This window comes from uncultured Aquabacterium sp. (assembly GCF_947366995.1).
GTDB lineage: Bacteria > Pseudomonadota > Gammaproteobacteria > Burkholderiales > Burkholderiaceae_C > Aquabacterium.
In genome coordinates, this window is the sequence record NZ_CANBCC010000008.1 from 14,466 (window position 1) to 34,653 (window position 20,188).

Below are 20,188 nucleotides of genomic sequence, written 5' to 3' on the forward strand. Positions count from 1 at the left end.
AAGCAGGATCAGGCGGGTTGGAGATCAGGGGTGGCCGGCGTCGGCTGCCGACGCGCCAGGGCGGCTTCGTCGCAGTGCGGGCAGAAGGCGTGCTCGCCCGCCAGGTAACCGTGCACCGGGCAGATCGAGAACGTCGGCGTGACGGTGATGTAGGGAAGACGGAAGCGGCTCAGTGCACGGCGCACCAGCGCCTTACAGGCCTCGGCCGATGACACCCGCTCACCGAGGTAGAGGTGCAGCACCGTGCCCCCCGTGTATCGGGTCTGCAGCGGCTCCTGCCGGGCCAGCGCCTCGAACGGGTCATCGCAGAAGCCCACAGGCAGTTGAGACGAGTTCGTGTAGTAGGGCTGCGCGTCCGTGCCCGCCTGCAGGATGTCGGGCCAGCGCTGGCGGTCTTCCTTGGCGAACCGGTAGGTCGTGCCCTCGGCGGGTGTGGCTTCGAGGTTGTACAGGTGGCCGGTGGCTTCCTGCATGGCCGTGATGCGCCCGCGGATGTGATCCAGGAAGCGCACCGCAAAGGCCTCGCCCCACGCGGTGGTGATGTCGTGCGCATCGCCCGTGAAGTTGCGGATCATCTCGTTGATGCCGTTCACGCCCACCGTCGAAAAGTGGTTGCGCAGCGTGCCCAGGTAGCGCTTGGTGTAGGGAAAGAGCCCGGCATCCATGTGCTCCTGGATGACCTTGCGCTTGATCTCGAGGCTGCGCCCGGCCAGATCGAGCAGCGCGTCGGTGCGGGCCAGCAGCGCGGCCTCGTCGCCCGCATGCAGGTAACCCAGGCGCGCACAGTTGAGCGTGACCACACCGAGCGAGCCCGTCTGTTCGGCCGAGCCAAACAGCCCGTTGCCACGCTTGAGCAGCTCGCGCAAGTCGAGCTGCAGGCGGCAGCACATCGAACGGATCATGTGCGGCTGCAACTCGGAGTTCAGGAAGTTCTGGAAGTAAGGCAAGCCATACTTGGCCGTCATCTCGAACAACCGCTGCGTGTTCGGATGGTCCCAGTCGAAATCCTTGGTGATGTTGTAGGTGGGGATGGGGAACGTGAACGCCCGGCCCTTGGCATCGCCCGTCATCATCACGTCGATGTAGGCCTGGTTGATCATGTCCATCTCGGCCTGCAGCTCGCCATAGCTGAACGGCATCTCGACGCCCCCGATCACGGGCACCTGCTCGCGCAGGTCTTCGGGGCAGGTCCAGTCGAACGTCAGGTTGGTGAAAGGCGTCTGCGTGCCCCACCGCGACGGCACGTTCAGGTTGTAGATCAGCTCCTGGATGCACTGGCGCACCTGCGCGTAATCCAGCGCGTCCTTGCGGATGAAGGGCGCAAGGTAAGTGTCGAAGGAACTGAAGGCCTGGGCCCCGGCCCATTCGTTCTGCAGCGTGCCCAGGAAGTTGACGATCTGCCCCACAGCCGACGAGAGGTGCTTGGGCGGGCCCGCCTCGACCTTGCCCGGCACGCCGTTGAGGCCCTCGTGAAGCAGCGTGCGCAGCGACCAGCCGGCGCAGTAGCCCGAGAGCATGTCGAGGTCATGGATGTGGATGTCCGCGTCGCGGTGGGCCTGCCCGATCTCGGCCGGGTACACGTGGCTGAGCCAGTAGTTGGCGATCACCTTGCCCGACACGTTGAGAATCAGCCCGCCGAGCGAATAGCCCTGGTTGGCGTTGGCGTGGATGCGCCAGTCCTGGCGGTCGAGGTATTCGTTGACCGAGCGCTCCACGTCCACGGCGATCCGCCGGTCTGGGGGCGGGATCTCGGCCCGGGAAGAGGTCGCGGCGGTCAAAGGCGGCGTCATGTCAGCTCCACTACATCTAGTGTCCGGGACCACCCCGGAACGCTACAGGTAGTGTTCTAACCTCTGAACAAGAGGGTTTTGACGCGCGTCAAATGCACACTGCGGATCAGCAGGCGAGGCCACACGGTGGCCGCGGTCTCGGCGAGCCGTCAATGAACCCACAGCACCTCGAACTGCTGTCGGGTCAGCGCGACCTGGATGGTCAATTCATCCCCTTCGCACTTGCCCAGCATGGCCTGGCCCAAAGGGGAGTCGCTGCTGATGACCTGAACGAGCTGGGCACCACTGAGCAGCTGCATGCTGCCCCCATGCAGGCCGAGAAAGAGCTGTTGCTGCTTGTCGTCGGCGTCGACCAGGCACACCAACGCACCGAGCTGGATGCCTTGGCTGGCATCGTAGGGGCGCGGGCGGAACTGGCGCCAATGGGCGATCGCCTGGCGGATGGCCTCCGCACGACGGGCCTGGCCGGTGGCCAGATAGGCCGCTTCGAGCCCCAATGTGTCGTACTTGTTCTCGGCGATGTTCTCTTCGTGCGTCGCCGTTTCATGGGCCGTCCGGGCTGCCTGTTCGACCTGCAGCAGGTCTTCGGCGAGCCGTTCCAGCACCTGCTGCTGTAGCAAGAGTTTGTCCATGATGAAAGACTTCGAACTCGTCTACGGCTTCTGAAGGACGCTGGCGGCCAGACAGCCCGCCAGGTGCCGCGCAGACTTGGCGCTGACACCCTTGCCGGTGATCGACAGCGCCGGGGGATGGGCGAGCATCCGCACGAAGACGTCCCGCACTTCTTCCGCGCGGATGTCGTCGATCAAGGCCATGGTCTCGGACAGCGGCGTCACGTTCCCACTGGCCCAGAGTTCCTCGACGGCCCGCTCCATTGTCGCGAAGGGTCGCTCACTGGCACGCACGTACGAGACGGTCAACTGGTTTTTCGCGCGCTCCAGATGGACAGGATCAATGCGGGTTGTCTGCGCATGCAGCAGGTCGCCGGTCGCCTGAACCAGCGCCTCGATCTTGTCCGGGGTGGTCACCGCATGCACCACGAAATTGAGCCACTTGTCTCCACCGTCGATGCTCGCATCGGCGGTGTAGGCCAGGCCGAGCCGCTCGCGCACCGTGTCGACCAACGGGGCCGACATCCCGCAGCCGAACAGATTGGCCGCAAGCGCGGCGGCCAGACGCAAGCGCCGCGATGGCATGTCGTCCGGGCCCGTGGGCATCACGGGATACGCAACGTTCAGGAACACCTGCGACACCTGCGTGAAGCGCCGGGCCACCGCCTGGCCGGCATATGCCGCGGGCGTGGGTGGATGCGACCTGACGCCGTCGGTCGATGCCGGCATGGCCGCGAACAGATCCTCGGCGTGGCTCATCCACGCGTCGACGTCGAAGTGGCCGGCCGCGACGACGACCGTGTTGTCGGCCACGTAATGCCGCTGCACGTGGCGAACCAGATCGTCGCGCGTGAAGCCCTCGATGTTCTCGACCGTGCCGATCACGGGCATGCCCATGGGATGGGCGCCCCAGATGGCGCGGTCGAGCAGGTCGTTGCCACTGTCGTCGGGGTCTTCGTCGTACTCGATGGCTTCCTGGCGGATCACCTCCAGTTCGCGCTGCAGTTCAACCTCGGGAAACGTGCTGTGGAGCACGATGTCGGCCGTCATGCCGAGCAGTTGCTGCGCGTGCGCGGCCAGGCCGGTCATGAAATAGCCGGTGCTGTCCTTGCCCGTGTAGGCGTTGACGTCTGCGCCCAGCCGCTCCGCATCCAGGTTGATCGCCTGCACGGAACGCGTGGTGGTGCCCTTGAAGGCCATGTGCTCGAGGACATGGCCGATGCCATTGGTGGCGGGCGTTTCGTCGCGAGACCCGACGCGCAGGAAGACGCCCACGCTGACGCTCCGTACGTGGGACATGGGAAGGGCCAACAGCCGGACACCGTTGGGCAGCGTACGGAGAAGCGGCTGGGTACCAATTTCATCTTGCATGACCCATTGTCGCCGCGACCCGCGGCTTACCAGTTGTCCACCGCCTGCGCCCCAACCCTCACCCGCATGAGACCCTGAGACCGTGCATGTACATTGCCTGAGTACGATTGAGTACTGAAGGAAGCACAGCTTGGCCGACAACGACAACACCCGATCAGTGGCAATTTACTGGGACTTCGAGAACCTGCACGCCGGCGTGATGGAAACGAAGTACGGCGAAGGTGTCTATGCCAAGCAGGACAACCGCTTCAAGGTGCAGGAGCCGCTGGTGGACGTGCAGGCCCTGGTCGAGTTGGGTGCATCGTATGGGCCCATCGCCATCAACCGGGCTTATGGCAACTGGCAGTACTTCGGCCGCTACCGTGACGCCTTATTGCAAGCATCCGTCGAGTTGATCCAGCTCTTCCCGCCGGGCGCCTCGGCCAAGAACGGCGCAGACATCAAGCTGTGCCTCGATGCTGCCGAAGACATCGGCCGCTTCCAACATATCGGTACGGTCATCATCGTGGGCGGCGACAGCGACTTCATGCCCGTGGCACAGAAGATCAAGGCAGCAGGACGCACGCTGATCGGTATCGGGACTAAGCGGAACACGAACAAGCACTGGGCCAAGAGTTGCCACGAGTTCCGCTTTTATGAAAGCCTGTTGGAGGCTGAAAGTGTTGAACCTGTGCCCGAAGACACAAGCCCCGCCATACCCGCGCCTCCGGTGAACCGTGCGGCGGAGTTGCTGCGCCGCGCGGTGCGGCTGCTGGCCGAATCAAAGGGCGATGCGTGGGTGAACAAGGCGAGCGTGCTGCCGATGATCAAGCGGCTGGATCCAACGTTTGATTTCAAGGATCACGGTTACGGGAGCTTCAGCGAAATGATCAAAGGGTTGGCCGATGCGGTGGAGTTACGCAAGGGGGATGTCGACCATCAGTTAAGGGTCAGGTGAACTCGACTTGCAGCGAGAACGTTCAGAGGAAATAGAAGTCCTGCTGGATCGCACCGCGACTGTCGAAGAAACCATGCGTGCCCACGAGGCGGTCGAGGCCATTCGCACTGCTGCGGATGGGTACCTCGCGACCACGCCTTACAGCTATCGCAGGGTCGGCGCGCGCCACCAGCGCGAAGAGGATTTCCAGTGACCGTGGCGCAGCCGGTTGCCGTCGACCTCTCTCAACCTCGCATGCTTGGGAAGGGCAGATCGGTGCGCTCACTTCAACCCCAACCGCTTCGCCAGCTTGTGCAGGTTGCTCGAATCCACCCCCAACTGACGCGCCGCCATGGCCCAGTTTCCATCGGTGTGCCGCAATGCCTGCCGGATGGCCTGGCGTTGAAGCTGATCGACCTGTTCGTGCAGGGTCACCGGCTGGGGTGTGTCATGGTTATCGGCCGGACAGCGCACCGTCGGCTCATGCGATGAGCCGCCCACGAGGGTGTCGGAAGACAGATCCAGCAGGTCTACCGTGAGCGTCGCGATGTCGCTGCGGCTCACGCCACGGGTCAGCAGCTTGAGGGCCGCCCGGCCGATCACGTGCTCCAGCTCACGCACGTTGCCCGGCCAGGGGTAGGCCAGCAACGCGGCTTCTGCCGCGGCGTCCAGCCTCAGGCTGCGCAGGCCCAGCCGGGCCCGGTTCACTTCCAGGAAGTGGCCGGCCAGCAGCAGGATGTCGTCGCCGCGATCGCGCAGCGGGGGCACGTGCACCGGGTACACGGACAGCCGGTGATACAGGTCGGCCCGGAAGGTGCCTTCGGCGACGGCGTCGCGCAGCGCGCGGTTGGTGGCGGCCACGATGCGCACGTCCACCTTCACGGGCTTGTCGGCGCCCAGGCGCTGCACCTCGCCGTTCTGCAGCGTGCGCAGCAGCTTGGCCTGGATGGTGAGGGGCAGCTCGCCCACCTCGTCCAGGAACACGGTACCGCCTCGGGCCGCTTCGAAGCGCCCGGCACGGTCGGTGGTGGCGCCCGAGAAGGCACCGCGCACGTGGCCAAACAGCTCGCTTTCCGCGAGCGACTCGGGCAATGCCGCGCAGTTCACATGGACCATGGGCTTGCCCGCGCGCGGCGAGTGCTCGTGCACGCGGCTGGCAAACAGGTCCTTGCCGACACCCGTCTCGCCCATCAGCAGCACAGGCAGATCGGACTGGGCCACCACGTCGACCTCGTGCAGCACCCGCTGCAGCGCCGGGCTGTGGCCGATCAGGCCCAGCCACGGCCCGGCGCTGACCCCGCGCCCCACCGGGTCGGGTTCGGCCACGCGCGCCTGGCGCAAGGCCTGTACTTCCTGCTCGAGCTGGCTCATGCGCACTGCGGCCGCGACCCAGGGCAGGCACTGCTGCAGCGCCTCGCGGGCCACGGTGTCGAACGTGCCGGGGCGCAGGGCGTCCAGCGTGAGCACGCCCCAGCGGTGGCCGTCGACCACAACGCTCGCGCCCATGCAGTCGTGCACCGGCAGCGGCTCGCCGGCCATGGCGTCGACCAGGCCGTCGTAGGGATCAGGCAGCGTGCTGGCGTGTTCGAAGTGCACCACGCCCCGTCCCAACAGGATGGCCGACAGGCGCGGGTGCTGCGCAATCACGAAGGCCCGGCCCATGGCATCGCGTGTCAGCCCATCGACGGCCACAGGGCGCAGCCGTTCGCCTTCTTCCTGCAGCAAGGCCACCGCATGGCAGGCGAACTGCGCCTTCAGTTGCGACACCAGGCGCTGCAGCCGCACGGCGCGCGGCAGCGCCACGGCTAGGTCCGCCCACCCCAGCGTCGCCATCGTGGTGATATTTACCCCATGCACGGTTTAAACGACCCTCACTTTAAGGGTTAATTCTACCCGCCACCACGGTAATTGCTTGATTTTCAAGGACCGGCGCCCTGGCGCGCAGCTTGCGCTATGGGAGGCATCTCACACGAAGGAGCCCTTCACCATGAACCACGCCGACGAATCTCTGGGCTTGCTGGCCCGCACCATCCCGGGCGCCACCAAGGTGTTCCACGAATACCACCTCGACTTCTGCTGCGGCGGCAAGCAGACGCTGCAGCAGGCGGCCGACAAGGCCGGCATCGACGCTGCCCGCATCGTCGCGCAACTGGCCCGGCTGCAACCGCAGGCCGATGGCGCGGTCGACTGGACGGATGCCCCCACCCCGGCGCTGATCGAACACATCCTCGAGCGCTTCCATGCGCGGCACCGTGAGCAGCTGCCCGAGCTCATCCGCCTGGCCCGCCGCGTGGAATCCGTGCACGGCGACCGCCCCGAGTGCCCGCTCGGCCTGGCCGACCACCTCGAAAACATGCTGCAGGAGTTGGAGAGCCACATGCAGAAGGAAGAGATGGTGCTGTTCCCGATGCTGCAGCGCGGACAGCCCGGCGTGGCCGCCATGCCCATCCAGGTGATGCGCCATGAGCATGACCATCACGGTGGCGAGCTGGCCAAGCTGGAAGCGCTCACCCACGGCATCACCCTGCCTCGTGGCGCCTGCAACACCTGGCGTGCGCTGTACCTGGGCCTGCAGACGCTGCGCGAGGACCTGATGGAGCACATCCACCTCGAGAACAACGTGCTGTTCGAGCGCGGATGAAACACCGCTGAAACGGTGCGCCCAAGGGCGGTGGGGCCATCGCGGCAAGGCAATCCGTGACGCATGACGCGGCGGTTTTCCGGATCTCGCGATTGCCCTGCCTTATCCACCGACCGGTCGATGCACGTGCTTGCCATAGTGTTGGCGGCACAGCGCCATCGCACCGTGAAACTCTATTCCTCCCTCAGCATCCAGGGCCGGGTCACCCTCTGGGCCACCATCATCGTCCTCTTCGGGGTGGCGGTGCTGTCTGCGGCCGGCATCTCCGTCCTGCGGACCGACCTGCGGCAGGCCGCCTTCGCGGCACAAGGGGCGCTGGTCCACAGCGTTGCGGAAGACATCGATGAGAAGCTGCTGCTGCGCAAGCAGGCAGTGGCCACGGTCGCCCAGACCATCAATGCCGAACTGCTGAACGAACCCCTCGCCCTGAGGGCCGACTTCTCGCACCGAAAGCTTTTCCAGAGCCTGTTCGACATCGTCGTGATCACCGATGCCAAAGGCCATGTGATCACCGAATGGCCGGTGCGTCCGAACGAAGGCGTGATCTCCATCGCAGACCGGGCCTACTTTCAGAAGGCCATGCGCACGGGCGAGGTTGTCATCTCGGAACCCCTCGCCAACAAGATGACGGGGGAGCCGACCCTGGTGTTTGCCGCCCCGATTCGCGACGCGCACGGCAGAGTCGCAGGCGCCCTGCTGGGCAGCCTCATCCTGACCCGCGACAACTTCCTGGCATCGCTGCGCGAAACCCGCGTCGGCCAGGGCGGCTATTTCTACCTGGCCTCGAAAGGCGAAGACGCCCGGCTCGTGCTCCACCACGATGTGAAGCGCATCATGACGCCGGTGCCACCGGCTCACGTGAGCAAGCCCCTGCATGCCGCGCTCGCAGGGTTTGAAGGCACGATCGAAGGGGTCAACAGCCGCGGCTTGAAGGCGCTGTACACGTTCAAGTCGCTGGAATCCGTGCCCTGGGTGCTGTGTGCGGCCTACCCCACAGCCGAGGCCTATGCGCCGATCGAATCCCGGTCTGACCAGCTCGTCATCGGCGCCGTGGTGTTCGCGGTGCTGGGCGGCTTGCTGATGGGCGCGGTGACGCGACGGCAATTGCGCCCACTGGTGCATCTGAAACGAGAGCTTCAGGCCGCCACCCACGGCAACGACAAGGCGCTGCCCTTGCAATCGGGCCCGAAGGACCTGCGGGAACTGGCCGAGGCCTACAACGCCGTGCGTGCACACAAGAACCAGGCCGAGTCGGCGCAACTGGAGATCCAGCGCCGCCTTCGCGCCGTGCTGGAGCACGCAGGCGACGCCTTCGTCAGCATCGATGCGGGCGGCGCCATCACAGAATGGAACAAGGAGGCCGAGGAGACCTTCGGCTGGCCTCGCGCCCATGTGCTGGGCCTGCGGCTGGATCAGGTGCTGATCCCTGCGGAGCACCGCGAGGCGCACAACCGGGGGTTCGCGCGCTTTCTGGGATCCGGGATGGGTCCGGTCATCGGCCAGCGCATCGAGGTGATGGCCCTTCATCGGACGGGACGGCTCATCCCGGTGGAGCTCTCGGTGTCGGCGCTGAAAGAGGGCGGGCAGTGGATCGCCCATGCCTTCCTGCGCGACATCTCGGAGCGCAAGGCCTCGGAGGAAAAGCTGGCCGCCAGCGAACGCCATCTGCGGGACATCATGAACAACATGCCCGCCGAGATCGCCGTGATGGACCGGCAAGGTCGCTTCGTGAGCGTCAACACGCACCGCGCCCGCACGCTGCGCCTGCCGGAACGCGCGCTGCTCGGGGCCTTTGCGCGCGACTTCCTCGACGAAGCGGAACGCAACGTGATCGAGCCACGATTCAGGCAGGCGCTCGAGGGGGTCGCCGTCCAGTTCGAGACGACACACGAGCGAGGTGGCAAGCACCACCAGCTGCACTACTTCATTCCAGACCGGGGCCCGGCAGGCGAGGTCTGCGGCGTCTATGAGATGACGCTTGACATCACCGACCGCAAGGAGGCCGAGCAACTGCTGGCCACCAACCAGGCGCAGCTGCGGGCCATCACCAACAACCTCCCGGTGTTGATCGCCTACATCGACACGGAAGGGGTCTACCGCTTCTGCAACGCGACCTTCGAGCAGTGGTTCGATCGACCCGTGACCGACATCGTGAACCGGCCACTCGAGGCCCTTCTGGCCGACGAGTCGTGGAGCCGCAAGCTGAAGTCGGCGCTCCGTGGCGAGCGGGTCGAGTTCACCACGCAATTGCATCATGGTGACGCTCATCGCCATGTGATGGCGCTCTACATCCCGGATCTGGGTGCATCGGGCGAGGTACACGGCGTGCACGCGCTGACCTTTGACATCACGCAATCCAAGGTCTACGAACAGCAACTGCTTGAACTGGCGCGCCACGACAGCCTGACCGGCCTGCCCAACCGCCGCTACTTCGAAGAGAAGCTGGATGAGGCCATGGCACGGGCCCGCCGGTCCGGCCGGGCCATGGCCCTGCTGTACCTGGACCTTGACCGCTTCAAGCACATCAACGACACGCGAGGCCACGGGGTGGGCGACGACCTGCTCAAGGGGTTTGCCCAGCGGCTGGTGGGTGCGGTCAGGGCCACCGATGCGGTGTGCCGCCTGGCAGGTGACGAGTTCACCGTGATCCTTGAAGGCCTGCATCAGGCCGAGGAAGCCACACTGGTGGCTGACAAGATCGAACGCGCCATGGACGAGCCGATCGCGGTGCAGGACGGCGTGGTGCAGACCTCCACCAGCATTGGCGTGGCGGTGTTCGAGGGCGGTGCGGGCACCGGGTCCGCCTTGCTGGACAAGGCCGATCAGGCGCTCTACACCGCCAAGCGCGCGGGTCGGGCCACGTTCCACGTGACCACCTTCTGACGCGCGGGCTGCGATGCCGCCGACATGGCTCATGCAACGAGCCAGTGGCGGAGAAGATTTACCGGTCAAACCTGCCTGAAGGAAGACCGTCCCTGGCACGCGTCTCCCTCTTCCTCTGGCGCGGTGCCCCGGACTGCCAGGGAACACCGCTTGCTCTGCTTGGCCACCCCGGCGCCCCACCGCCGGCCACCTGTCCGCAAGGACAGGGCCTCACAAACCAGGCACAACAAGGGGGTTTCCATGCACGGCCCGCTCAAGATCGTGAGCTACGTCATCGTGCTGCTGATGGCCCTGGCGGTCATCTACGCGGTCTACATCTCGGCCACCTACTGGGCCGGCATCGGCGTCTGACGAGGAAGACGCCATGAACAAGAAGCAATCCCGCACCTTTGCCATCGCCTGCACGGCGGTGGCCACCGTGGTCTTCCTCGGGCTGACCATCGACAGCCATCGGCAGTTTCCCAAGCTGACCAACGCCGACCAGCTCACACCCCAGGTGATTGCCGGCAAGGACGTCTGGCACAAGTTCAACTGCGTGAACTGCCACACGCTGTTTGGCGAAGGCGCCTACTACGCACCTGACCTCACCAAGATCGCCAAGCTGCGCGGCGACGCCTACCTGCAGGCCTACATGCGCAACCCGGCGCAGTTCTACGACGAGCAGCGCCACCGTCGCCTGATGCCCAAGCAGGATCTGAGCGACGAGGAGATCCGCAACCTCGTGAGCTTTCTGACCTGGGTGAGCAACGTCGACAACCAGGGCTGGCCACCCCGGCCGATCCTGGTGACGGGCGCCACCTTCCCGGGCACCGACATGACCGCACGGCAGCAGGCCGAAACTTCCGGTGAGAAGACGGACGGCAGCGCCGTGCCACCGGGCGCGCGGCCGCTGTCGGGCAACGAAAACCCGATTGCGCTGGGCGAGCGCGTCTTCCGCGCGGCCACGCCCGCCTGTGCCGCCTGCCATTCGCTGGCCCCGGGCGTGAACATGGCCGGGCCCTCGCTGTCCGGCGTGGGCAGCCGTGCCGCGCAATTGATCGGCTCGTCGGATTACAAGGGCAAGGCCAAGGATGTGGCCGGCTACCTCCGCGAGGCAGTGCAGAGCCCGAGCGCGCATGTGGTGCCCGGCGCCATGTACTCGGCCAACGGCGTGTCCTTCATGCCCGACACCTACAGCAAGAGCCTGACGCCCGAGCAGCTAGACCAGCTCGTCGCCTACCTCTCATCGCTCCGTTAACCCGCGAGGTCCCGCATGCGATACCACTCTCAATCGGTCGCCTACTGGTACTTCGCCGTGGCGATGGCGCTCTTCGGCCTGCAGATCGTCTTCGGCCTGCTGTCTGCGGCCAAGTACCTCGGGCCCGACCCGCTGCTTTACATCCTGCCGTTCGACGTGACCAAGGTGATCCACACCAACCTGCTGGTTGTGTGGGTGCTCACGGGCTTCATGGGCGCCACCTACTGGATGGTGCCCGACGAGTCGCGCACCGAACTGCACAGCGTGAAGCTGGCCTACATCCAGCTAGGCTTGTGGGTGCTGATGGGCGTCACGGCCGTCATCGGCTACCTCTTCCGCTATGGCACCGGCAACAAGCTGCTGGAGCAACCGCTGCCCCACAAGATCGTCATCGTGGTGGTGATGCTCATGTTCCTCTACAACGTCGTGATGACGATCCGCAAGTCGGGCCGCTTCACGACCACCGAGGGGGTGCTGTTGCTGGGGATTGCCGGCGCGGCGGTGCTGTACCTGCCCGCGCTGATCGAGCATGACAACTACGTGGTCTCCATCTTCTACCGCTGGTGGACCATCCACCTGTGGGTGGAAGGCGTGTGGGAGATGATCCAGGGCGGCTTCCTGGCCTACCTGCTGATCCGGCTCTCGGGCGCCGACCGCGAGGTGCTCGAGAAGTGGCTGTACGTGATCGTCGGGCTGGTGTTCATTGCCGGCATCCTGGGCACGGCGCACCATTACTACTGGGTGGGCGTGCCCAGCTACTGGCTGCCCATCGGGGGCATCTTCAGCGCGCTGGAGCCCGCGGCCCTGGTCGGCATGGCGATCTACGCCTACTCGGCCATGCGCCGTTCGGGCCTGGCCCACCCCAACACGCTGGCCCTGCACTGGACGCTGGGCAGCGCCATCTTCACGCTGTTCGGCGCGGGGCTGCTCGGCCTGGCGCACACCTGGCCCAGCGTCAACAAGTGGACGCACGGCACGCTGATCACGGCCATGCACGGCCACGCGGCCTTCTATGGGGCTTACGCGATGATTGTGCTGGCCATGATCACGTATGCCCTGCCGGTGATCTCGCCTGCGCGGCGTGAACAGGGCACGGCCATGGGCTACTGGGCGTTCTGGCTGCAACTGGTCGGCATGTTCGGCATGACACTGTCGTTCGCGACCGCGGGCATCGGACAGGTCTATCTGGAACGCATCATGGGCCTCGGCTACCTCGACGCCCAGCTCAAGATCCAGGTGCACTTCCTGATGCTGATCGGCACGGCCAGCCTGTTCGCGTTGGGGGTCGCGCTCTTCATCATCGACTTCTTCCGGTATGCGCCGCGCTTCGAGGTGGTGAAGGACGCCGATGAACGCATTCCCACTCCAGCGCCCGTCCGCCCGGTGCGGGTCTGACCCGTGATGACTGGAGACGCCCAAGCCACCGGCCAGGCACCCTTCTACATGGCCTCGGGCGCCGAGGTCGAGATCTTCACGCAGTGCCATCAGCGCCACCTTGCCGTGATGCTCAAGGGGCCGACCGGCTGCGGCAAGACCCGCTTCGTGGAGCACATGGCCTGGCGGCTGGGCCGCCCGTTGATCACGGTGTCCTGCCATGACGACCTGACCGCCAGCGACCTCATCGGCCGCTTCCACATCCGGCACGACGGCACGCAGTGGCAGGACGGGCCCTTGACGCGGGCCGTTCGGGAAGGCGCCATCTGCTATCTGGACGAGGTGGTGGAAGCCCGGCAGGACACGGTAGTGCTGGTGCACCCGCTGACCGACTATCGCCGCATGCTGCCTGTCGACAAGACGGGCGAGTTGCTCGAAGCGGCGCCCGGCTTCCAGCTGGTTGTCTCGTACAACCCGGGCTACCAGCGCATGCTGAAGGAACTCAAGCCCAGCACGCGCCAGCGTTTCGTGGCGCTCGACTTTAGCTTCCCGTCGCCCGAGCAGGAAGCCCGCGTGGTGGCGCATGAAAGCGGCATTGACGCGGGCATGGCCCACGGCCTGGTGGCCCTCGGCGGCCGCCTGCGCACGCTGCAGGACCAGGGTCTGGCCGAGGTGCCAAGCACCCGCTTGCTTGTCCATGCCGGGCGCCTGATGGCCGGCGGCATCGAGGCCCGGCAGGCCTGCCATACCGCGATCGTTGCGCCACTCTCGGACGACCCGACGCTGGTGTCGGCCATGCGCGACCTGGTGGACGCCACGTTCGTGTGACGCCATGGCCGAGGCCGAAGATGTCCTTCAGGACGCCGCGCGACACGCCACGATCTTCGTGCGCGACCTGTGGCGGCGGCACCGACCGCCCGCATCGCAGGCAGAGGGCATCACCCTGCGGGACGTGAGCCGGCGGCTCGACCTGCTGGCCCATGCAGTCTTCGGACGTGCGTTTGCACTCCGGCAGGCGGATCCGCCCGCCCCGGCCACACTGCTCGACAAGCTGTTTCGCCGCGGGGAAGGCGTGCGCGTGCAGCAGGCGCTGCCGGCGACCGATGGCCACACCATCTGGCTGCCGGCCACCCTGCCCTTCGGGCGCGAACCGGCTGACACCACCCCCTATCGTCTGGCGCTGCTGCAGCAGGCGATGCGCGCCGTTCGGGGCAGTGCCGAGGGCTGGTCTTCGCTGAGCCACCCCGTCGAGCAGGCGCTGTTCCTGGTGCGGGAGGCCGATGCCGCCGATGCAGCGCTGGTCCGGATGCTGCCTGGCGTGGCGGCCGCCTTGCAGAGCTGGCGTCAGCATGCGCTGTCTGTCCGTCCACCACTGGCCACGTTGCCCACCCACCGCCAACCGCTCGAGGCGGTGGTGCAGGGGATATTGGCTCAACCCGTGAGCCACCTCAAGGCGACGCCGGTGGAAGCGGTGTGGCATCAGGCCCGCCATGAAGCGCGCGAACTGCCCGACGCGCCGCCGGGCCGCCTGCTGTACCGCGACCTGTGGACGGGCGAGTTCCGGCGCCCTGCCCCGGCCGCCCTTCTGCGAGCCGGCGACCCGCAAGCCGAGGGCGTGCCACCGCCCCCCGCACGCAGCGCCCGCCTGCCGCGCAGCCCCGCAGTGCGGGAAGCCCCGGACGACGAAGACGACACACGGCAAGGCGCGTGGATGGTTCAGACCGCCCAGCCGCACGAACAGGCCGAAGACCCGATCGGCATGCAGCGGCCCACCGACCGCGACGACACCACCGCGGCCGAGGAATACGCCGATGCGCTGTCCGAGCTGCCGCAGGCCCGGCTGGTGGCCACCCCGATCCGGCCGAAGGAAGTGCTGCTATCAGAAGACCTGCCCGCCTTTCGCGCCAGGGCTGCCCTGTCCAGCGGGGATCCGGGCACCGCGGGCCGCTACCGCTATCCGGAGTGGGACTACCGCAGCGAGAGCTATGTGGAAAACGCCGTGACGGTGCACGTGAGCGAAGCGCAGGAGGGCCCGCAAGCGTGGGTCGATGCGACGCTTGCGCGGAACCAGGGGCTGCTGAGCCTGGTTCGCCGTCGGTTCGAGATGCTGCAGGCTCAGCGACTGCGCCTGTACCGGCAGCTCGACGGTGAGGAGCCGGACCTGAACGCCTGCGTGGAAGCCTGGGCCGATCTGCGTGCCGGCCGGTCCATGCCGACCCACCTCTACCAGACGGTGCGCCCAGCCCGGCGCGACATGGCGGTGCTCATCCTCACCGACATCAGCGGCTCGACAGATGGGTGGCTGTCTGCCCATCGCCGGGTGATCGACGTGGAGCGGGAGGCCCTGCTGCTGGTGAGCCGCGCGCTCGAAAGCATGCGTGAGCGGCATGCGCTTCAGGCGTTCTCGGGCGAAGGCCCTCGCGGCGTGGTGGTGCGGGTGCTCAAGGATTTCGACGAACACCGCAGCGACCTCGTGGCCCGGCGGATCGCCTCACTGGAGCCCGAGCACTACACCCGTGCCGGCGCCGCCCTGCGGCACGCCACGGCGACCTTGATGCAGCAGCCAGCTCACCATCGCCTGCTGCTGCTGCTGTCCGATGGCAAGCCCAACGACATCGACGATTACGAAGGCCGGTACGGCGTGGAAGACATGCGGCAGGCCGCCACGGAAGCCCGCCTGCAGGGCATTCACCCGTTCTGCCTCACGGTGGACCGGCAGGCAGCCGCTTACCTGCCCCAGGTGTTCGGGCCGCATCACTACGCCATGCTGCCGCGGCCCGAGCGCCTGCCGATCGTGCTGCTGGAATGGATGAAACGGCTCGCGGGATCCGGCTGAGACGAGGCCGAGCCGGGATCAGACCGGACGGGCGCGCGGGCGCCGCGTGTCGGGCAGGAACGCCGTGGCCAGCCCCAGCAGCGGCAGGAAGGACGTCAGGCCATAGACCCAGACGATCCCCTTGGCATCGGCGAGTTCACCAAGCCCAGCAGCACCGAGGCCCCCGATGCCGAACATCAGCCCGAACATCAGCCCCGACACCATGCCGACGCGGCCGGGCACCGCCTCCTGGGCGTAGACCACCATGGCAGAGAAGGCCGACGACATCACCAGCCCGATGACGAAGGCCAGGACGCCCGTCCAGAACAGGCTGGCGTAAGGCAAGGCCAGGGCGAACGGGGCCACCCCCAGAAAGGACACCCAGATGACGGCCTTGCGCCCGATGCGATCGCCCACCGGCCCGCCGAAGAACGTGCCGGCCGCCACCGCACCGAGAAAGAGGAACAGGAACAGGAACATCTGACTGTGCTGCACGCTGAGGCCGAAGTGCTGGATCAGGTAGAAGGTGAAGTAGTTCGTGAACGAAGCGATGTAGACGAACTTGGCGAACAGCAGCACGCAGATCACCGCCACCGCCTGGATCACCTGCCGACGCTCCAGGCCCTCGCCACGCGCAGAAGCGAGGCTGCGGGCCTTGGCCTGGCCATGGCGTCTTACCCACGCTGTCAGGCGCAGCAGCACCACGATGGCGACGACGGCCGCCACCATGAACCAGGCCGCCGCCTGCTGCCCGTGCGGGATGACGATGACCGCGGCCAGCAAGGGGCCGATGGCGCTGCCCGTGTTGCCGCCGACCTGAAAGGTGGATTGCGCCGTACCAAACCGCCCACCCGACGCGAGACGGGCCACGCGCGACGCTTCCGGGTGGAAGGTGGCCGAACCGACGCCGACCACCGCCGCGGCCACCAGCAGCATGGTGTAGGAATCGGCCATGGCGATGAGGCCGATGCCGATCAAGGTCATGACCATGCCGGATGGCAGCAGGTAAGGCTTGGGGTGCCGGTCCGTGTACATCCCGATCCACGGCTGCAGCAGCGAGGCGGTGATCTGGTAGACCAGCGCAATCACGCCGATCTGACCGAAGCTCAGCGCGAAACTGGACTTGAGCAGCGGAAAGATGGACGGCAGCATCGCCTGGATCAGGTCATTGAGCAGGTGCGCAAAGGCCGCGCCGCCCACAACGGGCAGCAGAAAGCCGTGCGACGGTGCGTCGGCGTGCGATGCCGTGGGTGCGGCCGCGGTGGTGCGATGGGCGTTGAGTTCAGCAGACATGAGGGACTCGGTCTCGGGAGTGGCAAGCGTAAGGTAATGCGGCCACGCTGCTGTCCCAAAGGGCGGATCGGCAGGGTGCCGGCGGTGGCTTTGCACGATCCTGAGCCCGCCGCCTGGGCAAATGGGACAGGCGCGTCGTTTGCTCCCCGCGTCGCGTTACAACCCCTGCGCCCCGGCCCACCCGAGGGTGCCCGACACCATGAAAAAGCCTAGCCTGCTCTTTTCCGCGCTGATCGGCGCCGTGGCCAGCGCGCGTTCGATGACGCCCATGGCTGCCCTCGCCGCAGCTCGCCTCGCGGGGGCCCACACGCCCGGGAAGCTCTTTCTCCTTGACCGGCCCCTGCTCACGTTCGGGGCCCTCGCCATGGGCGTCGGTGAGCTGCTGGGCGACAAGATGAAATCCGCGCCCGACCGGACGGTTTTCCTCGGGCTGCTGGCCCGCGTGATGAGCGCCGGCATTGCGGGCGCGGCACTGGCGCCTCCCGGCAGGGAACCGACGGGCGCCTCGGTCGCGATTGCCACCGCCGTGCCGCTGGCTTACGCGACGCTGTCTCGCCGCAAGCGCGCCATGGCGCGCATCGGCCAGACGCGCAGTGGCCTGATCGAAGACGCGCTGATCGTGGCGGCAGGCGCCACCATCGTGGCCCTGGCCACCCGGTCGTTGCCCATGGAGCCGACGGCCCAGGCGCAGCGCGAGAGGATCGCCTCATGAGCTTCCTCATCTGCATCGCGGCCCTGAGTTTCCTGATGTTCGTGGCCTACCGGGGCCTCAGCGTGATCCTCTTTGCGCCCATTGCGGCTCTGGGCGCGGTCCTGCTCACGGCCCCGTCCGAGGTCATGCCCGTGTACAGCGACCTGTTCATGGACAAGGCGGTGGTGTTCATCAAGCTGTACTTCCCCGTGTTCCTGCTCGGGGCGCTCTTCGGCAAGGTCATCGAGTTGTCCGGATTTGCCCGGTCCATCACCTCTTCGGTGATCCAGCTGGCCGGCCGCCAGCGTGCGGTGCTGGCCATCGTCCTGGTGTGCAGCATCCTCACGTACGGCGGTGTGTCGCTGTTCGTGGTGGTCTTTGCCGTGTACCCCTTCGCAGCCGAGTTGTTCCGGCAAGGCAATCTGCCCAAGCGCCTGATTCCCGGCACGATTGCCCTGGGTGCCTTCACCCTCACGATGGACGCGCTGCCCGGCACACCGCAGATCCAGAACGTCATCCCCACCAGCTTCTTCGGCACGGACATCTACGCCGCGCCCGTTCTGGGCAGCATCGGCGGCGCCTACATTCTCTTGATGGGCATGCTGTACCTGAACTGGCGCCTGCGCCAGGCCATGCGGGCCAACGAAGGCTATGGCACGGGGCACACCAACGAGCCCGAGCAGGCGGCCGCGGGCATCACGGTCCATCCCCTGGTCGCCATCCTGCCGCTGCTGGTGGTGGGCGTCAGCAACTGGGCGTTCACCAAGCATGTCTTCCCCGCGATCTACCTGCCTGATCCGACCGTCACCACCACGTCCGTCACGCTGGCTGGCCTCAACAAGCCCATCGAGGTGGCCGTCAAGTCGATGATCGGCATCTGGTCGGTCGAGGTGGCGCTGGTGCTCGGCATCCTGACCGTGCTGGCCTTCGCCTTCCGCACGGTGCCGTCCCGCTTTGCGGAGGGCAGCAAGAACGCCATCGCGGGCTCGTTGCTGGCTGCGGTCAACACCGCCAGCGAGTACGGGTTCGGTGCGGTCATCGCCGCCCTGCCCGGCTTTCTTGTGATCCGCGATGCGCTCAAGGCCATCCCCAACCCGCTGGTCAACGAGGCCATCGCGGTCACCACGCTGGCCGGCATCACCGGGTCGGCGTCCGGCGGGATGAGCATCGCGCTGGCTGCAATGGCACAGCAGTTCAAGGAGGCCGCCGTGGCTTCCGGCATCCCGATGGAGGTGCTGCACCGCGTGGCCTCGATGGCCAGCGGCGGGATGGACACCCTGCCGCACAACGGCGCGGTCATCACGCTGCTGATGGTGACCGGGCTCACGCACCGGACCTCCTACAAGGATATCTTCGCCATCACCTGCATCAAGACGTCGGCGGTGTTCGTCGTGATCGCGCTGTACTACCTGACGGGGCTGGTGTGAGCGGACGCGGCCGGATCGCGTTATGGTCCCGGGTGCCGCGTGGGCGGCATGGCGGGCTCCAGGAATTGAAGGTGGAAGATGGCAGAGATCGGTGTGGTGGTCTATCCAGGCGCTCAGCAATCGGCGGTGCTCGGGCTGACCGACCTGTTGTGCCTGGCCAGCGGCTTTGCCCGCACGCGCGAAAAGTCCGAGCGCGCTCCCCTGCGCATCACGCATTGGCGCCCTGACGGAAACGACGGAGTACCGTCGCGGGTCTTCGACAGCCACCCGGACGCCCCGTCGGAGCCGCTCTCGGCGCTCATCCTCCCACCGACCTTGGAGGATCCCGATGGCGTCGATGTGGCGCCCTCCTTGTCGGCGTGGCTGCGAGACCAGCACGCGCAGGGCGTGGTGATGGGCGCGGTGTGCGCGGGCGCCTTCCTGCTGGCCGAAACCGGGCTGATGGCCGGACGGCCGATGACGACGCACTGGACGTATGCCGAGCAGCTGCAGGCGCGCTATCCGACGGTTCGGGTCGATGCCGACCGGCTGATCGTGGACGACGGTGACGTCATCACCGCGGGCGGCCTCATGGCCTGGACGGATCTGGGCCTGCGCCTGGTAGACCGTCTGCTGGGCCCGACTGTGATGATGGAAACGGCCCGCATGTTGCTGGTCGATCCGCCCGGCCGCGAACAGCGTTATTACAGCGTGTTCTCGCCCCGGTTGTCGCACGGGGATACGGCCGTGCTGCGTGTGCAGCATTGGCTGCAGGCCACGCAGGCCAAGGACGTCGCCCTGCCGACACTGGCTGCGCAAGCCCGCCTGGAAGAGCGCACTTTTCTGCGGCGCTTTCAGAAGGCCACCGGCATGACCACCACCGAGTACTGCCAACGGCTGCGCGTGGGCCGCGCCCGCGATCTCCTGCAGTTCGACAAGGCGTCCATCGACCGGGTGGCATGGGAAGTGGGATACAGCGACGCAGGCGCCTTTCGCAAGGTGTTCACGCGCATCGTGGGCCTGTCGCCCAGCGAGTACCGCCGTCGCTTCAGTGCAGACCAGAGCATCGGGCACTGAACACCGGCGCAGCCCCCTCTGCGCTGTTGTCGGTTGCAACACGGAAGTTGTCGGTATGGCCACTTCGCACCATGGCGCCTTCG

The 20,188-nt window shown here is 66.6% G+C and carries 16 protein-coding genes; 11 read left to right on the forward strand and 5 right to left on the reverse strand.

Features of this window, described 5'->3' with window-relative positions:
* Positions 1–8 precede the first annotated feature (8 nt).
* From Q0Z44_RS04000 to Q0Z44_RS04010, 3 genes are all read right to left on the reverse strand, one after another.
* Positions 9–1,790 carry a ribonucleoside triphosphate reductase gene (locus Q0Z44_RS04000; RefSeq protein ID WP_298010698.1) on the reverse strand — a complete coding sequence of 594 codons (1,782 nt, stop codon included), beginning with the start codon at positions 1,788–1,790 and terminating at the stop codon, positions 9–11.
* A 149-nt stretch (positions 1,791–1,939) separates the two neighbouring features.
* Positions 1,940–2,422 (reverse strand): GreA/GreB family elongation factor, encoded by a 483-nt coding sequence (locus Q0Z44_RS04005; RefSeq protein WP_298010701.1) that lies wholly within the window; start codon positions 2,420–2,422, stop codon positions 1,940–1,942.
* 21 nt (positions 2,423–2,443) lie between these two features.
* Positions 2,444–3,700 (reverse strand): pitrilysin family protein, encoded by a 1,257-nt coding sequence (locus Q0Z44_RS04010; protein ID WP_298010704.1) that lies wholly within the window; start codon positions 3,698–3,700, stop codon positions 2,444–2,446.
* Between the two features lie 202 nt (positions 3,701–3,902).
* Between Q0Z44_RS04010 and Q0Z44_RS04015 the strand changes: the two genes are divergently transcribed.
* Both Q0Z44_RS04015 and Q0Z44_RS04020 read left to right on the forward strand, forming a co-directional pair.
* Complete coding sequence (locus tag Q0Z44_RS04015; protein ID WP_298010707.1) at positions 3,903–4,709, forward strand: NYN domain-containing protein; 807 nt, start codon at positions 3,903–3,905, stop codon at positions 4,707–4,709.
* A 7-nt stretch (positions 4,710–4,716) separates the two neighbouring features.
* Positions 4,717–4,902, forward strand: coding sequence for a hypothetical protein (locus tag Q0Z44_RS04020; protein WP_298010710.1), 186 nt, complete (start codon positions 4,717–4,719; stop codon positions 4,900–4,902).
* Between the two features lie 68 nt (positions 4,903–4,970).
* Here Q0Z44_RS04020 and norR read toward each other — a convergent pair whose 3' ends face one another.
* Positions 4,971–6,521 carry a nitric oxide reductase transcriptional regulator NorR gene (norR, locus tag Q0Z44_RS04025; protein ID WP_298010713.1) on the reverse strand — a complete coding sequence of 517 codons (1,551 nt, stop codon included), beginning with the start codon at positions 6,519–6,521 and terminating at the stop codon, positions 4,971–4,973.
* A 154-nt stretch (positions 6,522–6,675) separates the two neighbouring features.
* Between norR and ytfE the strand changes: the two genes are divergently transcribed.
* From ytfE to Q0Z44_RS04055, 6 genes are all read left to right on the forward strand, one after another.
* The gene (gene ytfE / locus Q0Z44_RS04030; protein ID WP_298010716.1) at positions 6,676–7,329 is read left to right on the forward strand and encodes an iron-sulfur cluster repair protein YtfE; all 654 of its coding nucleotides are present in this window, start codon (positions 6,676–6,678) and stop codon (positions 7,327–7,329) included.
* Between the two features lie 165 nt (positions 7,330–7,494).
* Positions 7,495–10,212 (forward strand): diguanylate cyclase, encoded by a 2,718-nt coding sequence (locus tag Q0Z44_RS04035; RefSeq protein WP_298010719.1) that lies wholly within the window; start codon positions 7,495–7,497, stop codon positions 10,210–10,212.
* Between the two features lie 364 nt (positions 10,213–10,576).
* Entirely contained in the window at positions 10,577–11,449 is an 873-nt protein-coding gene (locus tag Q0Z44_RS04040; protein WP_298010722.1) for a c-type cytochrome, read from the forward strand.
* Positions 11,450–11,464: 15 nt separating this feature from the next.
* The gene (locus Q0Z44_RS04045) at positions 11,465–12,844 is read left to right on the forward strand and encodes a cbb3-type cytochrome c oxidase subunit I (protein ID WP_298010725.1); all 1,380 of its coding nucleotides are present in this window, start codon (positions 11,465–11,467) and stop codon (positions 12,842–12,844) included.
* A gap of 6 nt (positions 12,845–12,850) precedes the next feature.
* Positions 12,851–13,651, forward strand: a complete 801-nt coding sequence (locus Q0Z44_RS04050) for a CbbQ/NirQ/NorQ/GpvN family protein (protein ID WP_298010728.1) — start codon at positions 12,851–12,853, stop codon at positions 13,649–13,651.
* Positions 13,652–13,655: 4 nt separating this feature from the next.
* The gene (locus Q0Z44_RS04055; RefSeq protein ID WP_298010731.1) at positions 13,656–15,659 is read left to right on the forward strand and encodes a VWA domain-containing protein; all 2,004 of its coding nucleotides are present in this window, start codon (positions 13,656–13,658) and stop codon (positions 15,657–15,659) included.
* An 18-nt stretch (positions 15,660–15,677) separates the two neighbouring features.
* On the opposite strand, the gene Q0Z44_RS04060 is transcribed toward Q0Z44_RS04055, so the two are convergent.
* The gene (locus Q0Z44_RS04060; RefSeq protein WP_298010734.1) at positions 15,678–16,931 is read right to left on the reverse strand and encodes an MFS transporter; all 1,254 of its coding nucleotides are present in this window, start codon (positions 16,929–16,931) and stop codon (positions 15,678–15,680) included.
* Between the two features lie 199 nt (positions 16,932–17,130).
* Here Q0Z44_RS04060 and Q0Z44_RS04065 point away from each other — a divergent pair, with 199 nt between their 5' ends.
* The 3 genes from Q0Z44_RS04065 to Q0Z44_RS04075 all read left to right on the forward strand — a co-directional run bounded on the left by Q0Z44_RS04065 (position 17,131) and on the right by Q0Z44_RS04075 (position 20,105).
* The gene (locus Q0Z44_RS04065) at positions 17,131–17,643 is read left to right on the forward strand and encodes a hypothetical protein (RefSeq protein WP_298010738.1); all 513 of its coding nucleotides are present in this window, start codon (positions 17,131–17,133) and stop codon (positions 17,641–17,643) included.
* Positions 17,640–19,049 carry a GntP family permease gene (locus Q0Z44_RS04070; RefSeq protein WP_298010741.1) on the forward strand — a complete coding sequence of 470 codons (1,410 nt, stop codon included), beginning with the start codon at positions 17,640–17,642 and terminating at the stop codon, positions 19,047–19,049. The genes Q0Z44_RS04065 and Q0Z44_RS04070 overlap by 4 nt, the downstream gene beginning before the upstream one ends.
* A gap of 78 nt (positions 19,050–19,127) precedes the next feature.
* The gene (locus Q0Z44_RS04075) at positions 19,128–20,105 is read left to right on the forward strand and encodes a GlxA family transcriptional regulator (protein WP_298010744.1); all 978 of its coding nucleotides are present in this window, start codon (positions 19,128–19,130) and stop codon (positions 20,103–20,105) included.
* Positions 20,106–20,188 lie beyond the last annotated feature (83 nt).